The organism is Streptomyces sp. BB1-1-1 (assembly GCF_031597775.1).
In the GTDB taxonomy this organism is placed as follows: domain Bacteria; phylum Actinomycetota; class Actinomycetes; order Streptomycetales; family Streptomycetaceae; genus Streptomyces; species Streptomyces thinghirensis.
The window spans coordinates 258,714-273,476 of sequence record NZ_CP134203.1 but is presented as its reverse complement, the minus strand read 5'-3'; the positions used below and the strand labels follow the sequence as shown (position 1 = coordinate 273,476).

Below are 14,763 nucleotides of genomic sequence, written 5' to 3'. Positions count from 1 at the left end.
CCTTCTTTCCTGGAGGCACAGGTGGCACCCCCCGCCGAAGTCCTCGCCGTCCGCGGACTCAGCAAGACCTTCCCCGGCGTCCGGGCCCTGGACGACGTGGACCTCACCCTGCACCCCGGCGAGGTGCACGCCCTGATCGGCGAGAACGGCGCAGGCAAGTCGACTCTCATCAAGCTCCTCACCGGCGTCTACCGGCCCGACGCGGGTGTCATCACCTTCCAGGGCCGCGAGGTCTCCTTCGCCACCCCCCTGGAGGCACAGAAGGCCGGTATCTCGACCATCTACCAAGAGGTCAACCTCATCCCGCTGCTGAGCGTGGCCCGCAACCTCTTCCTGGGCCGCGAGCCGCGCAACCGCTTCGGTGTGCTGGACGTGGCCCGCATGAACCGGGAGGCCGAGGAGGCACTCAGCACGTACGGCGTCCGCGTGGACGTGCGGCAGCCGCTGCGCACCCTCGGCGTCGGCGCCCAGCAGATGGTGGCCCTGGCCCGTGCCGTGGCGACGGACGCCCGGATCGTCATCATGGACGAGCCGACCTCCTCGCTCGAACCGCGCGAGGTGGAGACCCTGTTCTCCGTGATCCGGCGCCTGCGCGACGCGGGCATCGCCGTCGTCTACGTCAGTCACCGCCTGGACGAGCTGTACGCCATGTGCAGCACCGTCACCGTGCTGCGCGACGGACGCCGCGTGCACCACGGCCGGCTGGCCGACCTGGACCGCCTCGCCCTGGTCTCCACCATGCTCGGCCGGGACCTGGGCGACGTCCGCGAGGAGGGGGCGACGAAGTTCTCCGGCGACCACCAGGCCGCCGACGCCCGGCCGGTCCTGCACGCCGAGGGCCTCACGGTCCCGCACAAGCTGCACGACGTCTCCGTGAGCATCCGCCCGGGGGAGGTCGTCGGCCTCGGCGGTCTGCTCGGCTCGGGCCGCACCGAGACGGCGAAGGCCATCTCGGGTTCACTGGCCCGGAGTTCGGGCACGGTCACGGTGGCCGGCGCACCGCTGCGCGGCGGTTCCACCCCGGCGGCCATCCGCGCGGGGATCAGCCTGCTGCCCGAGGACCGCAAGAGCGAGGGCATCGTCCCGGGCCTGTCGGTCCGCGAGAACATCGCGCTTGCGGCACTGCCCCGGCTCTCCCGCTTCGGCCTGGTCTCCGAGGCGCGCGTGGACAGCATCGTCGACACCTTCGTCAAGCGGCTGCGCATCAAGGCGTCCTCGCCGCACCAGAAGGTCGGCGAACTGTCCGGCGGCAACCAGCAGAAGGTGCTCCTCGCCCGCTGGCTGGCCATGAACCCCAAGGTGCTGCTCCTGGACGAGCCGACCCGCGGCATCGACGTCGGAGCCAAGGCCGAGGTCCAGAAACTCGTGGACGAACTGGCCGGCGACGGTCTGGGCGTCCTGCTCATCTCCTCCGACCTGGAGGAACTGATCGAAGGGTCCGACCGCGTGGTCGTACTGAAGGACGGTGCGGTCGTCGGCGAGCTGACCGGCGACGACGTCACCGAGGACAAGCTGATGCGCACCATCGCGGGCGGCGACCCGGCGTACGACGCGGTGAAGGAGGCGGCCACCGATGGCTGAAGCCACTCTCCGCACCGCCCCGCTGGACAAGGCCCGTCTCCTGCAGTGGCTGCAGACCTACGGCGTCTACGCCGGCGTGGCCCTGCTCCTGGTCGTCAACATGGTCATCACCCCGCACTTCCTGTCCGCGGAGAACTTCCGCACCCAGGCCGTCCAGGTCGCACCCGTCATCATCGTCGCGCTGGGCATGGCCCTGGTCATCGGCACCGAGGGCGTGGACCTGTCGGTCGGTGCGGTGATGGCCCTGGCAGCCTCGGTGACGGCCCTCTACCTCGGCTACGGCCTGCTGCCCGCGCTCCTGGTGGTGGCGCTGTTCGCCGCCGGAGTGGGCCTGGCCAACGGAGCACTGGTCGCCTTCATCGGCGTCCAGCCCATCGTGGCGACCCTCGCCCTGATGGTCGGCGGCCGGGGCCTGGCCCTGGTCCTGCTCCCGCAGCTGGAGGACCTGCACAACCCGGCGCTGGCCTCCCTCGGCTCCGGTGACATCGCCGGCGTCCCGTACCTGATCCTGATCGCCGCCGCACTGGCGCTGCTGGTCGCGTTCGTGGTCCGCCGCACCACCTTCGGCCGCCAGCTGCTGGCCATCGGCGACAGCCGTCCCGCCGCCCAGCTCGCGGGGCTGCCGGTGCGCCGCGTGCTGATCATCGTGTACATCGCCTGCGCGCTGCTCGCGGCGGTCGCGGGGGTGCTGGCCACCGCCCGGCTCCAGGCCAGCGACCCGACCTCGCTGGGCAACCTGATGGAACTGTCCGCCATCACCGCCGTCGTGGTCGGCGGCACCCCGCTGACCGGAGGCCGGGTCAACATCGCCGGCACCGTGGCCGGAGCGGTGCTCATCCAGTTGCTCACCGCCACCCTGATCAAGCACGATCTGCCGCCCTCGTGGACCCAGATCGCCCAGGCCATAGTGATCGTGTGCGCGGTCTACGCGGCACGTGGACGGGGGAAGCGATGAGCGCCACCGGAACGGAAACGCCCGTGACCACCGCGAGCAACGAACCCACGGACGCCACCGGGCCGGTGGGCTCCGCGCGCTCCGAGCGGCTGAGCGCCCTGGTCCAGCAGCACGGCGCGCTGGCGGTGCTGGTGCTCGTCTCGGTCATCGCCTCCTTGAGCTTCGACTCGTTCGCCACCGGCGACAACGTCTCGAACATGGCGACCGGTTCGGCGTTCCTCGCGATCGTCGCCCTCGGCATGACCTTCGTCATCATCACCGGCGGCATCGACCTGTCCGTCGGCTCCCTCTTCGCCCTCGGCGGCGTCCTGGCGGCCTGGGGATCCCGGCACGGCACGCTGGTGGCGCTGCTGCTGCCGCTCGTGGTCTGCGGCCTGATCGGCGTCGTCAACGGTCTGCTGGTCGCCCGCTCCCGTCTGGCACCCTTCATCGTCACGCTGGCCGCCATGCTGGGGGCGCGCGGACTGATGCTGGCCATCACGGACGAGGGCGCGAACACGTACCTGATCGGCAAGGGCTCGTTCCTCGCCGAACTCGGGCAGGGCACCACTCTGGGGGTGGGCAACCCCGTGTGGATCATGCTGGCGCTGTTCGTGGCGGGTGCCGTCGTCCTGCGCCGCACCCGCTTCGGGCAGCACGTCTACGCGGTCGGCGGCAACGAGGACGCGGCCGCGCTGATGGGCGCGCCGGTGGCACGCACCAAGATCGTCGTCTACACCCTGTCCGGGGTGCTGGCCGGACTGGCCGGCGCCCTCAACGCCGCCTGGCTCGCCTCCGGCGTGACCATCCTCGGCAACGGCATGGAACTGGACGCCATCTCCGCCGTCGTCATCGGCGGCACCCTGCTCACCGGTGGCCTCGGCTACGTCAGCGGTTCACTGGTCGGTGTCCTGCTCCTGAAGGTCATCCAGAACATCATCAACCAGATCGGGTCCCTGGACTCCTCCTACCAACTCGTCGTCAGCGGCGCCTTCTTGGCCCTCGTCGTGGTCGCTCAGACCTGGCTGGGCCGCAGACGGCAACTGATGTGACCGAACCGCGGACGCGGCGGCCGTGCCTGTCTCACGTCCCGGCCGTCGCGTCCGTTTCCAGCGTCCACCCCCTCGGAGGCCCCTGCCATGACTGCCAGAACGACCGGGTTACTCGCCAAGTCCAGTGCCACGCTGCTCGTCGGCGGGCTCCTGGCCATGCTCTCGCCCTCGACGGCCGTCGCCGCCCCCGTGTACGGGACGTCGGAGGCGGGCAATCCCTTCGTCGACGGCTGGTACGCCGACCCCGACACCGAGATCTACGACGGGCGTTACTGGGTCTTCCCCACGACCTCCAAGAGCTACGACGAGCAGACGCGGCTGGACGCGTTCTCCTCGACCGACATGGTCAACTGGACCAAGCATCCCGATGTGCTGTCGACCGCGAACATCTCCTGGGCCGAGTACGCCCTGTGGGCCCCGGCACCGGTGGAGCGGAACGGCAAGTACTACCTGTACTTCGCCGCCAACGACATCCAGAACGACTCCCAGCTCGGCGGCATCGGCGTCGCCGTCGCGGACAGGCCGGAGGGTCCCTACAAGGACGCGATCGGCAGGCCGCTGATCTCGCAGTTCCACAACGGCGCCCAGCCCATCGACCAGGACGTCTTCATCGACGACGACGGTCAGGCGTACATGTACTACGGCGGCTGGCACCATGCCAACGTTGTCAAGCTCAACCCGGACATGACGAGCCTCGGCACCTTCGCCGACGGGTCGACCTACAAGGAGATCACCCCGGACAACTACACCGAGGGCTCCTTCATGTTCAAGCGGAACGGCAGGTACTACCTGATGTGGTCCGAAGGCGGCTGGACCGGCCCGGACTACTCGGTGTCCTACGCCATGTCCGACTCGCCCACCGGCCCCTTCAGGAAGATCGACAAGGTGCTCGCCCAGGACCCGGCCGTCGCCAGGGGGTCCGGCCACAACTCCGTCGTCAACGTGCCGGGCACCGACGTCTGGTACATCGTCTACCACCGCCGTCCCCTCAGCGAGACCGACGGCAACCACCGCCAACTCGCCTATGACCGGATGTACTTCAACGCCGACGGCACCATCCGCCGGGTGCAGATGCAGGTGAGGGACAACTTCGCCGACGGCAACGCGCTGGGCTGGAAGACGTACGGCGGCTCCTGGTCGGCCGGTGACGGGCGCTACCGGGTGAACCAGTCCCAGGGCGGCAAGGCGCTGCTCGACACGAACTTCGCCGACTTCACCCAGGAAGCCGACGTCACCGTCACCTCGGGCGGCGGCGACGCGGGCCTGGCCTTCCGCGTGACCCGGCCCTCGGTCGGCTGGGACAGCTACTCCGGCTACTACGCGGGCATCAGCCCCAGCGGCAAGGTGGTCCTGGGCCGGGCGAACGACAACTGGACCGAGCTGGGCACCGCCCGGATGCCGATCGCCCCCGGCTCGACCCACCGGCTGCGCGTCACCGCCGCCGGCTCGTCCATCAAGGTGTACGTCGACGACATGACGACGCCGAGGATCTCCGTCACCGACGGCACATACCGCAGCGGCGCGAACGGCGTCCGGGTCTTCGACGCCGCCGCCTCCTTCGACAACGTGGCGGTGAGCCCGGCGCAGTGAAGGTCCCGGCGAGTGAGCCGAGCGGCACTCGCCGGGACCTTCACAGGGGCCGGAGCTACGGCTTCTCCTGCGTGTGCAGCGTGCTCACCTCCTCGGCGGTGAGAGCCCTGTCGTAGGCGTGGACCTCGTCGACGGCGCCGTTCCAGAAGTCGGTGTCCTCGCCGTTCCACTGGGCCCGGCCGACCGCGAGGGGCCCGGAGGAGACGTAGTTCGGGCCGGCGGTCGCGGTCGACGCCAGCTCGCCGTCGACGTAGAGACTGATCTGGTTGCTCGCGCCGTCGCGCACCCCGACGAGGTGGTACCAGCGGTCCGTCTCGGGTGTGGTGACCAGCCGGGCACGGTTCTCGCCGGGCGTACTGAAGGCGAAGGCGCCCTGGCCGTACTGGAGGTAGAACGGGCTGGCCTGGTGCCGGCCGTCCTGGCTCACGGCGGTGGCGTAGTTGCCGGGCAGCTCGTCGAGGGTCACCCAGGCGGAGACCGAGTAGCTCCCGGTGGTGTCGAGCACCGGGCCGTCCGTCTCGGCGTGCTGCCCCTCGCCGTCGAACGTCAGCGCGCTGCCGCTGACACCGGGCGTCCAGGCGGTGCCCTCGGAGAGCTCCAGAGGCTTGTCGTTCGGACCCTCGTCCTTCGCAGTGGTGCCCGCGCCCTCGTCGAGGGACCAGTGCCCGCCGCCCTTCAGCTCCTCCCGGTCGCCCGCGGCGGCACCGGCCGCGATGACCTCGCGGTTGACCTCACGGACCCGGACGGGGTCGACCTTGATCTCACGGCGGTCGTACGTGTACAGGCCGTTGAGCTCGTTCTCCAGGTCGGAGATCTGCGTGTACACCGAGCCGGACAGCTCGGCGCCGGCCTGTTCGAGGTAGAACTCCTCGGTGTTCTCCACGTACTTGCGGGTCAGCGCCTCCTTGTCGGCGACGCCGCTGTAGATCACGGTCGGAGTGCCCGGCCACATGTGCCCCGGGGTGCGCAGGGTGAAGCCGCCGTGCTCGCCGTCCATGGCGGCCCGGTGGTCGGGGAACGGCGGGTCCTCGTTGTTGTAGTCGTGGTGGTCGATGATGTCGCCCTTGCCCGAGTCACCCTTGGAGTTGCAGCAGTTCACACCGCTGTGGGCGTTGACGATCCGGGAGGGGTCGGCGGCCTTGACGGCCTCGGCGATACGGCCGCTCTCCTCGCGGTCCCACTCGCCCCAGCCCTCGTTGAAGACGACGTTGCCGATGACGGAGGGTGCGTTGTGGTGCTGCCGCATCGCCTCCATGCCCTGGTCGACGAACGCCTTCTGGCCGGTCGTGTTGGTGATGTTCCCGGAGACGAAGTCCTGCCAGACCAGCAGACCGAGCCGGTCCGCGTGGTAGAACCACCGGGCCGGCTCCACCTTGATGTGCTTGCGGACGGAGTTGAAGCCCAGCTCCTTGTGGGCCTTCAGGTCGAAGGCCAGGGCCTCGTCGCTGGGGGCCGTGTACAGGCCGTCGGGCCAGAAGCCCTGGTCGAGTGTGGCGAGCGAGAAGACGGGCTTCCCGTTGAGCACCAGCTTCTGGTAGCCGCCGACCTTCTCGATGCCCACCTCGCGCATGCCGAAGTAGCTGTCGATCTCGTCCTTCGACCTGCCGTCGGTGAGCTTGACGTCGAGGTCGTAGAGGTAGGGGTCGTCCGGGCTCCACAGGTGCTGCTTCGCCACGGGCAGGCGCAGCTCCTCGTTGGCCGGTCCGCTGATTCGGCCGACGACCTTGCCGCGCCTGTCACGGGCGACGGCCTCTACGCGCGCCTTCGCGGAGGCGCCTTCGGACTCGACCTTCACCGCGAGGGTGCCGGCGTCGACGTCGGGGGTCGTGACTACGTTGTCAATGGAGGTGTCGGCGACCGGCTCCATCCACACCGTCTGCCAGATGCCCGACGACTGGGTGTAGAAGATGCCGCCCGGGTTGGCGGTCTGCTTGCCCATCGGCTGGTTGGCGCCGCCGGTGTCGGTGACGGCGACCACGACCTCCTGCGGTCCCTTGCCCTTGAGCGCGTCGGTGATGTCGGCGCTGAACGCGGTGTAGCCACCGGTGTGTTCGGCGACCTTCTCGCCGTTGACCCATACGCGGGTCTGGTAGTCCACGGCGCCGAAGTGGAGCTTCAGCCGGTCGCCCTTGTTGCCCTGGCCGACCTTCCAGCTCTTCGGCACGTCGACGAGCTTGCGGTAGAACATGTGGTCCTCGTGCCGCTCCAGACCGGAGAGCTGCGACTCGACCGGGAACGGCACGACGATCTTCTCGTCCAGGTCCTTGCCGAAGACCGGTTGCTCGCCCGCGTCGGCGGCGGCGAACTGCCAGGGCCCGTTGAGGTTCTTCCACTTGTCGCGCACCTGCTGCGGGCGGGGGTACTCCGGCAGCGGGTTCTTCGTGTCGAGCTTGTCGCCCCACTTGGTGGTGAGCCGGTGGGTGGAGTCGTTCTGCGCGTAGCGGAGGATCTTCGGCACGGTCTCGCCGCCGGAGGTCAGGCCGCCCTCGCCGTCGTACACCACCCGGACCTGCTGGTTCTTCTGGATCGGCTCCGCGAGGGTGATCAGCAGGGCGTCGCGGTCACCGGGGGCGACCGTGACCGAGTCGATCGGCATGGGGGTGGTGTCGGCCTCGATCTCCAGGTGGTCCGCCAGCGCCTTCACGTCACCGCCGACCCTGCCCTCGAACCGCGCCCGCACCTGTCGGCCGTTCTCGGAGACCGACGGTTCCACCGGGTAGACCTCGAACCCGGCCGGCGGGGTGAACGCCGACATGGGGACGACCTGCTTGGGCAGGTCCGGGGTGGACCAGCGCAGGAACATGTTGGCGCCGCCGGTGTCCTGGAACATCTCCAGGCGGAAGTCGTGCTTCTCCCCGGCGGCCAGCCGGATCGGCACGCTGGTCTGTTCGTTGTCCCAGTCCGGCTCCCAGTGGTCGATGACCGGCTCGCCGTCGATGTAGAGGCGGAAGCCGTTGTCGCCGCTGGCGTAGAAGGTGTAGTCACCGGTGGCCGGTGCCTCGATCTGCCCCGTCCAGCGGGCGGTCGTGTGCTCCGTCTGCCCGGTCAGTTCCTCGAAGGTGCTGGTCAGTCCGGAGAAGTTGACCTGCGGGTCGAGCAGGGTGCCACCGAGTTCGGCGAAGTCCCGCGCGCCCGGCGCCGACATGCTGAAGTACTCGCCCTTCAGACCGTGCACCGCGACGGCGGCCTGCTCGGACGAGGGGGCCGATGCGGCGACTGGTGTCTCGGCGGCCGACGCGGTGGACATCAGAGCGGTCGTGGGCAGTGCCAGGGCTGCGGCTGTGAGCAACGCCCACGCTCTGGCTCGTGGGCGGGTGTGTCGTTGTCTCATCGAACCCTTCCTCGCGCAGAGGCCCCGTACCAGGACCTTTCGGCAGGCGGCACCGGCTTGGGCAGGCACCGGGGCAGCGGCTCTTCCAACGTTGGAAATTCTTGACAGCGGAATGACAACACGTCATTCGATGGCTGTCCAGACCTCACACACCGCCTGCCCGGTCCCTCTGGGGGCCTGACGCCTCTCGGGATGCCGGGGTGCAGATCAGGGCGCCGCGAGGGCCCAACTGCTGTCGGCGGGAAGGGTCTACGGTCGGTCGGGAAGAGTCAGCCGATGGAGGAGATGCCGCCCTCGCGACCCTCGCCACCCTCGCCGCCCTCGCGGGCGTCGAGCAGCTCGTCCCAGTGCTCGGTCGCCCACCGGCACGCGGCGGCCAGCGGCTCCAGCACGCTGCGGCCCAGCGGTGTCAGCGCGTACTCCACCCGCAGTTTCGGGTCGGCGTGCACCGTGCGTGACACGAACCCGTTCCGCTCCAAGCCGCGGAGCGACTGGGTGAGCACCTTCGGGGTGACGCGGCCCAGAGGCACGCGAAGTTCGGAGTATCTGCGCGGGCCGTCGTCCAGGCAGCGGAGGACCATGGGTGCCCATTTGTCACCGAAGCGGAAGGGCACCAGCGAGGACGGGCACAGCTCGTCGAACAAGTCGGGTGGCAGCGGTGGCCGTTGCGTCATCGAGGGTCTCCAGTCTCCGGTCTTGGTATCCAGTCGGTGACCGACCTTCTGGATATCTTCCGGAGCATCGACGCAACGGGAGGTATTCCGACGCTGGGCAAGATCGTGGGTTCCGGGGCGGGTGGCCCCCCGTCTGCTCGACAACCTCACCGATCCGCACCGCATCAGCGTTGACAGACGTCGAATGAACACCATCATTCCGACCTATAAAGGTAAGGCAGGACATTATGCGTGCAACCCGCTTCCATGAATACGGCGGACCGGAGAGCCTGGTGATCGAGCAGGCCCCCGACCCGCACCCCGGGCCCGGTGAGATCCGTGTCCGTGCCACGGCGGCCAGCGTCAATCCCATCGACTGGAAGCTGCGCGCCGGCGCCCTGCACCAGCTGATTCCCGTGGACCTACCCGCCATTCCCGGGCGCGACGCCGTCGGCGTGGTCGACGAAATCGGTGACGGAGTGCAGGGGGTGAGCATCGGTGACCGCGTTTTCGGGCTGGGTGGTGTCACCGGCGCGACCGCAGAGCTGGTCATCCTCTCTGCCTGGGCTCACGCCCCCGACTCGTGGAACGATGAGCAGGCTGCGGGCGCCGGTCTCGCGTCCGTGACCGCGATGCGTGGCCTGAACGCGCTCGGCTCCCTCGCGGGGCGCACCCTTCTCGTCGAGGGCGCCGCCGGAGGCGTGGGCAGTGCGGCAGTCGAGATCGCGGTGGCACAAGGTGCCACCGTGATCGGGACAGCCAGCGAACGCAACCACGAGTTCCTCACCTCTCTCGGCGCCGTTCCCACCACGTACGGCCCCGGCCTCGCGCAGCGCCTCTCCGCTCTCGCTCCGCACGGCGTCGGCATCACGCTCGACACCGCGGCCTCCGGGTCCCTGGACGACCTCGTCGCGATCACGGGAGACCCGACGCGCGTCGCGACCGTCGCCGACCATGCGGGCGGGCAGCGCCTGGGCACGCATGTGGTCAACGCGGAGAACGACTCCACCCTCCTGTCCGCGGCCGCGGAACTGGGCCGGCAAGGCAGCTACACACCGCGGATCGAACAGACTTACCCCCTGAAGCGGATCGCCGACGCGCACGCGCACGCCGAGCGCGGACGCACACGCGGAAAGATCGTGATCTACATCTGAAGCGGGGGGCGGATGGCACGGAGCACGCCAGCTCGCCAAGCGATGATTCAGCATCCGAGGCCGGGCCCGACAGCACCCCGCAGATGCGGTGAGACCGGCATCTGAGCGGCCGCGAGCGCGAGGGCGTACGAGCGCGGGCGCCGACCCAGCAGACCAAGCTCGCCCAACGCCCGGCCCCAGCCGGCGCCACGCTCGTCGAGCGCACCAGCCACTACATGGCCATCGTCGCGCTGCCGGACGGCACCGCGCGGCCGAGCAGGTCACTCCGCACCTCACCAGGAGTCTTCTCAGCGTCCCGCCCCAGCTACGACGAACGCTCACCTGGGTGCTGCTCCGGGCCTTCACCACGGTCAGCGGCCGTGTCACCGCACTCGCCGCCTGGAGAGACGGCGTCCCTGTCGTTTTCCTGCCTCCGGGCACCCCAGGGCACGCGGGACCGGAGGTGAGACAGCCTGGGAGCGGCCCACAGCCCGGTGGAGCCGAGCAGGATCAGGCAGACGCCGAAGAACCGCCTCGGTGTCTCCACTTCGGAGCAGGCTTCTTCACCGTCGCCGGCCCGCCAGTCCTCGTTTTCACCAGCCGTGAAGGCGGTTCCGCAGTCGAGTCTGACCATGGACACGAGACCGTCCTGTCCGCCGGTGTCGTCATCTTCGAAGAGGCCACCCGGCAGGATCATGGCCTGGTCGCTCGTGTCCCAGGAGTACAGGACGCTCATGTCGTACGGGTGGCCTTCGTCGTCGACGAAATACGAGGCCGTTCGGGGGACCAGGAGCAGCCAGCCGGCCCCCAGGAGCGCGGCAACTGACGCGAGTCGCACCCATAACGTCGGCCTGCGGAGGAATTTCATGGCCGGAATCGTAGGAGACATCGCCTGGGACCGGTCCCGGCAGGTCACTGCCCTGCCGGAGAGGGCGGCCGAGCATGGGATGGCGACGGCTGCTGGTCAGCCTCTGTCCGGGCCGCCTGAGCGGTGCTTCTGCCGGCGGTGTTCATGCCTTGCCCTGGGAGGCAGCGCCGCAGTCGTAGTTGTTCACCGCGTCGAAGGCGGGACGGTTGCGCTCGCCGTACACGGGATCCACGACATCACGCGTCTTGGCACCCGACTTCAGATGGCTTGCCGAGGTATCGATCGCCTTGAGCACCGTACGGAAGTGTTTGGCGACGTCCGGTGGCGCGCTCGCCTGCATCCTCTCACCCATGCCGGCGATCAAGACGGCCTTCCTCCGCAGCTCCTTGAAGTCCAGCGGCTCCCCTTCGATCGCCGCACCGACTTCGGCGCTGTAGGCGATGACGCCGACCTGGAAGGTCGACAGATCAAGGCAGAAGGCCGAGGTCGCCGTGGCGCTTGGCCGCGTGGTCGGCGTACTGGACGACGCCGGGGCCGACGTCGGTGGTGCGGTTTCCGGGGGAGCGGCCTCTGGGGAGTTCGAGCAGCCTGCCATCGTCGTTGCGGCGGCGACGATCGCGAGGGTCCATCTGAGTGGAGCTGTCATGGGCGCAGAGTAGGCAATCGGCCCTGGGAGGGGTCCCAGAGTTGGAGCGCCGTACTTCGTGAGTGGCTGGCGACGAGTCGCGAACCGGGTCGGTAGCACGGCCTGGAGCCCCGGGCTCGACGCCCGAGACGCGCAGGACTAGGTCAGCTCGTCGGAGCGGCCGGCTTCGATGCGGGACCACTGGGCGATGGGGCGCCCGTTCGTACGCCACTCCTCGGGGTTCTCGGCGGAGTACCAGGGCTGGGGCCAGCCGCGGGGGGAGTCCTCCCACGCCTCCTGGCGTCCGTAGACGGTCATGTCCAGCAGCCCGTGGGTGGGCGCCATGACCTCGACGCCGCGACCGCCGGTGTAGTACGTCTCGAACACCCGCTTCCCGTCGCGGACGTAGCAGACGAGGTGGTGACGCTGCCAGTCACGACCCTCCAAGAGCTGCGGCGCCGTCTTCTCGACCGAGTACCACGGCATGTCCAAGCCCAGGAAGTCGCGGTAGCGGACGCTCTCTTGGTAGGGGCCCTTGCAGAGCGTGGCGTACGTGGCGTCGCGGGAGTGGATGTAGGACAGCTCGCGGACCTGACAGTTGAAGAACGTGCAGCCCTCGCACTGCCCGGCAGCAGGACGTCCGGGCCACCAGGCGTGGAAGTACGCGATGAGCTGCTTGCGGCCTTCGAAGACGTCGAGGATCGTGATCGGCCCGTCAGGGCCGATGACCTCGATGGCGGCATCGACTTCCACCATCGGCAGCCGCCGCCGCGCCGCCGCGATCGCGTCTCCTTCACGGGTGTGCACCTTCTCCCGTGCGAGCAGAGCTTCCCGCGCCTCCTGGTAGGTCTCTCTGTCCACCACAGGCGGGAGGGCCGGGCTCGGTGATTGATCGTTCACGAGCGTCTCCATTCGCTTCCGGGGAGGCTCCCGAGAGGTCACGTGGAACCACAATGCCCACCAGGTTGCACCGCACTCCCGGGCGCCACGCGATAGCCCATCGGCGGCTCGCTCATTCGGTCCAACAGCCGGACCCCGACGACGGGCATGCGATCAAGCCTCGCCACCGAGACCGCAGGCGTGACCCTGCGGCGAAACAGAGACGGAGCGGACATCGCCCAGGCCCGACTGGCCGCCGCCAACCACAGTTCAAGCGTCCTCCGCCTGGAGGCGCCGCTCAGGCCGTGGGTGGTGTGCTCGACGCGGTGTGTGTCCCAGGCTTCGGCCAGGCTGCCGTGCGGCGTAGGCGCAGGAGGGTGTTGAGGCCGGAGGAGTCACAGAAGGTGACCCCGGCCAGGTTCAAGATCACGGTGAGGTGAGAACCAAGGACATCTCCTACGTCTCGGAAGAAGAGGGTGGCGGCGGCCAGGCCCAGTTCTCCGGTCACTGCGAGGGCAGTGGTCTGTCCGCGGGTGTCGGTGACGTCGACGCGCAGCGCGGGCTTCATGGCTGACTGCTCCCGTTCTCAGTAGGTGTTTTTGAACGTCGTCTTCTCAACTTGCCGCGCCCTCTGCAGAGTCCGCGCCCTTGCCAGGACCGCTCAGCTCTCATTATCTTGACGTCAAGATTCATTGGTAGAGGAGAAGTTGTGGCTCTGGGAGCGCTCGGATACTCCTTGGACGGCCTGCATCACGTGCAGCTTGCGATCCCACCAGGCGCTGAGGACATCTGCCGCGAGTTCTGGGGAGACGTTCTCGGAATGACAGAGCTCGAGAAGCCGCCGGTGCTGGCGGCTCGTGGTGGGTGCTGGTTCCGAGGTGGTGGCCTGGAGGTCCACTTGGGGGTTGAAGAGGACTTCCGCCCGAACAGGAAGGCGCATCCGGGGATCCTTGTGACCTCGCTCCAGGCGCTCGCCAAGCGGTTGGAAGACAAAGGAGTGAGCGTCACCTGGGATGACAACTTTCCTGGCCACGATCGCTTCTATGCATTCGACAAGCTGGGCAATCGGCTCGAGTTCCTTGAACCTGTCCGCGATTGCTGACGTCGCATGATCAGGGCGTCTTCTTCGTCCAGTGGCTGGTGCGGGGGCTCTTGCGGGTCAGGCGCCGGGTCATCATGGTGATGAGTGCCCAGTTCAGGTGTGCTTCGGAGTGCTGCGGGAGGCGTTCGTAGTCGCGTGCGTTGCGGCGGGCGTTCATGCACCAGCCGATCGTGCGCTCGACTTTCCAGCGGCGGGGCAGGATGACGAAGCCCTTGGCGCCTTTGGGCCGGGAGACGATGCGCAGGGTGAGCCAGAGGCGGTCGCGGGCCCAGTCCACGAGTTCACCGGCGTAGCCTCGGTCGGCCCAGACCTGGGTGATCTGCGGCTGGGTGAGGCGCAGGCGCCAGAAGACGTCGCGGGCCGCGTCGCGGTCCTGGATGTCGGCGGGCGTCACCGTGATCATCACGGGCAGGCCGAGCGTGTCCACCGTGATATGTCGTTTGCGGCCGTTGATTTTCTTCGCGGCGTCGTAGCCGCGGCTGTTCCGGCCGACGGTGGAGGCGCCCTTGACCGACTGGGAGTCCACGATCAGCGTCACCGGGTGCGGGCAGCGGCCCTTGCCGGTACGGATCCGGCGGCGGAGCTGGTCACGGATGTAGGTGACGACCCCGGCCCGGTTCCACCTCCAGAAAAACCCGTAAACCGTCTCCCACGGGGGGAAATCCGCAGGCAGAGCCCGCCACTTCGCACCGTTGTCGACGATGTAGCGGATGCCGTCAACGATCTCCCGCCGCGGCCACTTCTCCGGGCGCCCGCCGGTCTTGGTCCGGCAGGCCGGGATGGGCAGCAGGGGTTCGAGCAGTGCCCATTCGGCGACGGAGGTGTCGGACGGGTAGCGGCGGCGACGAACAGCAGCGGGCATGGCGGGCTCGGCAGGGTGATCGGCTGCGAACGGGGGTTATTTGGAGAGCTGGGCGAGGGTGGCGCGCACTCCGGTGAGCTGAGCGGTGGCGAGCTGGGCCCATTCGTCGTCGGGGTAGCGGGCAGGTGCGGATCGAGCGTGCCCGTGATCACC

General features: G+C 68.8%; 14 protein-coding genes. 7 read left to right on the top strand and 7 right to left on the bottom strand.

Annotated elements, in window-relative coordinates:
- Positions 1–21: 21 nt before the first annotated feature.
- The 4 genes from RI578_RS01300 to RI578_RS01285 all read left to right on the top strand — a co-directional run bounded on the left by RI578_RS01300 (position 22) and on the right by RI578_RS01285 (position 5,157).
- On the top strand, positions 22–1,581 hold the full coding sequence (locus RI578_RS01300; RefSeq protein WP_310869263.1) for a sugar ABC transporter ATP-binding protein: 1,560 nt from the start codon (positions 22–24) through the stop codon (positions 1,579–1,581).
- Positions 1,574–2,536, top strand: a complete 963-nt coding sequence (locus RI578_RS01295; RefSeq protein WP_310869262.1) for an ABC transporter permease — start codon at positions 1,574–1,576, stop codon at positions 2,534–2,536. Before RI578_RS01300 ends, RI578_RS01295 begins: the two co-directional genes overlap by 8 nt.
- The gene (locus tag RI578_RS01290; RefSeq protein ID WP_310869261.1) at positions 2,533–3,567 is read left to right on the top strand and encodes an ABC transporter permease; all 1,035 of its coding nucleotides are present in this window, start codon (positions 2,533–2,535) and stop codon (positions 3,565–3,567) included. The genes RI578_RS01295 and RI578_RS01290 overlap by 4 nt, the downstream gene beginning before the upstream one ends.
- Positions 3,568–3,654: 87 nt before the next feature.
- Positions 3,655–5,157, top strand: coding sequence for a glycoside hydrolase family 43 protein (locus RI578_RS01285; RefSeq protein ID WP_310869260.1), 1,503 nt, complete (start codon positions 3,655–3,657; stop codon positions 5,155–5,157).
- Positions 5,158–5,212: 55 nt separating this feature from the next.
- Here RI578_RS01285 and RI578_RS01280 read toward each other — a convergent pair whose 3' ends face one another.
- Together RI578_RS01280 and RI578_RS01275 are read right to left on the bottom strand one after the other, a co-directional pair.
- Positions 5,213–8,488, bottom strand: a complete 3,276-nt coding sequence (locus RI578_RS01280) for a LamG-like jellyroll fold domain-containing protein (protein WP_310869259.1) — start codon at positions 8,486–8,488, stop codon at positions 5,213–5,215.
- A 269-nt stretch (positions 8,489–8,757) separates the two neighbouring features.
- Positions 8,758–9,162: a helix-turn-helix domain-containing protein gene (locus RI578_RS01275; protein WP_310869258.1), complete on the bottom strand. Its 405-nt coding sequence runs from the start codon at positions 9,160–9,162 to the stop codon at positions 8,758–8,760.
- Positions 9,163–9,389: 227 nt separating this feature from the next.
- Between RI578_RS01275 and RI578_RS01270 the strand changes: the two genes are divergently transcribed.
- Positions 9,390–10,295: an NADP-dependent oxidoreductase gene (locus RI578_RS01270; RefSeq protein ID WP_310869257.1), complete on the top strand. Its 906-nt coding sequence runs from the start codon at positions 9,390–9,392 to the stop codon at positions 10,293–10,295.
- A gap of 304 nt (positions 10,296–10,599) precedes the next feature.
- On the opposite strand, the gene RI578_RS01265 is transcribed toward RI578_RS01270, so the two are convergent.
- The 4 genes from RI578_RS01265 to RI578_RS01250 form a co-directional block, all read right to left on the bottom strand.
- Positions 10,600–11,142, bottom strand: coding sequence for a hypothetical protein (locus RI578_RS01265; protein WP_310869256.1), 543 nt, complete (start codon positions 11,140–11,142; stop codon positions 10,600–10,602).
- 142 nt (positions 11,143–11,284) lie between these two features.
- Positions 11,285–11,788, bottom strand: a complete 504-nt coding sequence (locus RI578_RS01260) for a hypothetical protein (protein WP_310869255.1) — start codon at positions 11,786–11,788, stop codon at positions 11,285–11,287.
- Positions 11,789–11,926: 138 nt separating this feature from the next.
- Positions 11,927–12,679, bottom strand: coding sequence for a DUF899 family protein (locus tag RI578_RS01255; RefSeq protein ID WP_399059226.1), 753 nt, complete (start codon positions 12,677–12,679; stop codon positions 11,927–11,929).
- A gap of 265 nt (positions 12,680–12,944) precedes the next feature.
- The gene (locus RI578_RS01250; protein WP_310875634.1) at positions 12,945–13,136 is read right to left on the bottom strand and encodes a hypothetical protein; all 192 of its coding nucleotides are present in this window, start codon (positions 13,134–13,136) and stop codon (positions 12,945–12,947) included.
- On the opposite strand from RI578_RS01250, the gene RI578_RS01245 reads away from it, so the two are divergent.
- The gene (locus RI578_RS01245) at positions 13,083–13,220 is read left to right on the top strand and encodes a hypothetical protein (protein WP_310875992.1); all 138 of its coding nucleotides are present in this window, start codon (positions 13,083–13,085) and stop codon (positions 13,218–13,220) included. The two genes, RI578_RS01250 and RI578_RS01245, sit on opposite strands and share 54 nt — an antisense overlap.
- Positions 13,221–13,382: 162 nt before the next feature.
- Positions 13,383–13,748 (top strand): glyoxalase, encoded by a 366-nt coding sequence (locus RI578_RS01240; RefSeq protein ID WP_199809586.1) that lies wholly within the window; start codon positions 13,383–13,385, stop codon positions 13,746–13,748.
- A 10-nt stretch (positions 13,749–13,758) separates the two neighbouring features.
- On the opposite strand, the gene RI578_RS01235 is transcribed toward RI578_RS01240, so the two are convergent.
- On the bottom strand, positions 13,759–14,610 hold the full coding sequence (locus RI578_RS01235) for an IS5 family transposase (protein WP_310869253.1): 852 nt from the start codon (positions 14,608–14,610) through the stop codon (positions 13,759–13,761).
- Between the last annotated feature and the right edge of the window lie 153 nt (positions 14,611–14,763).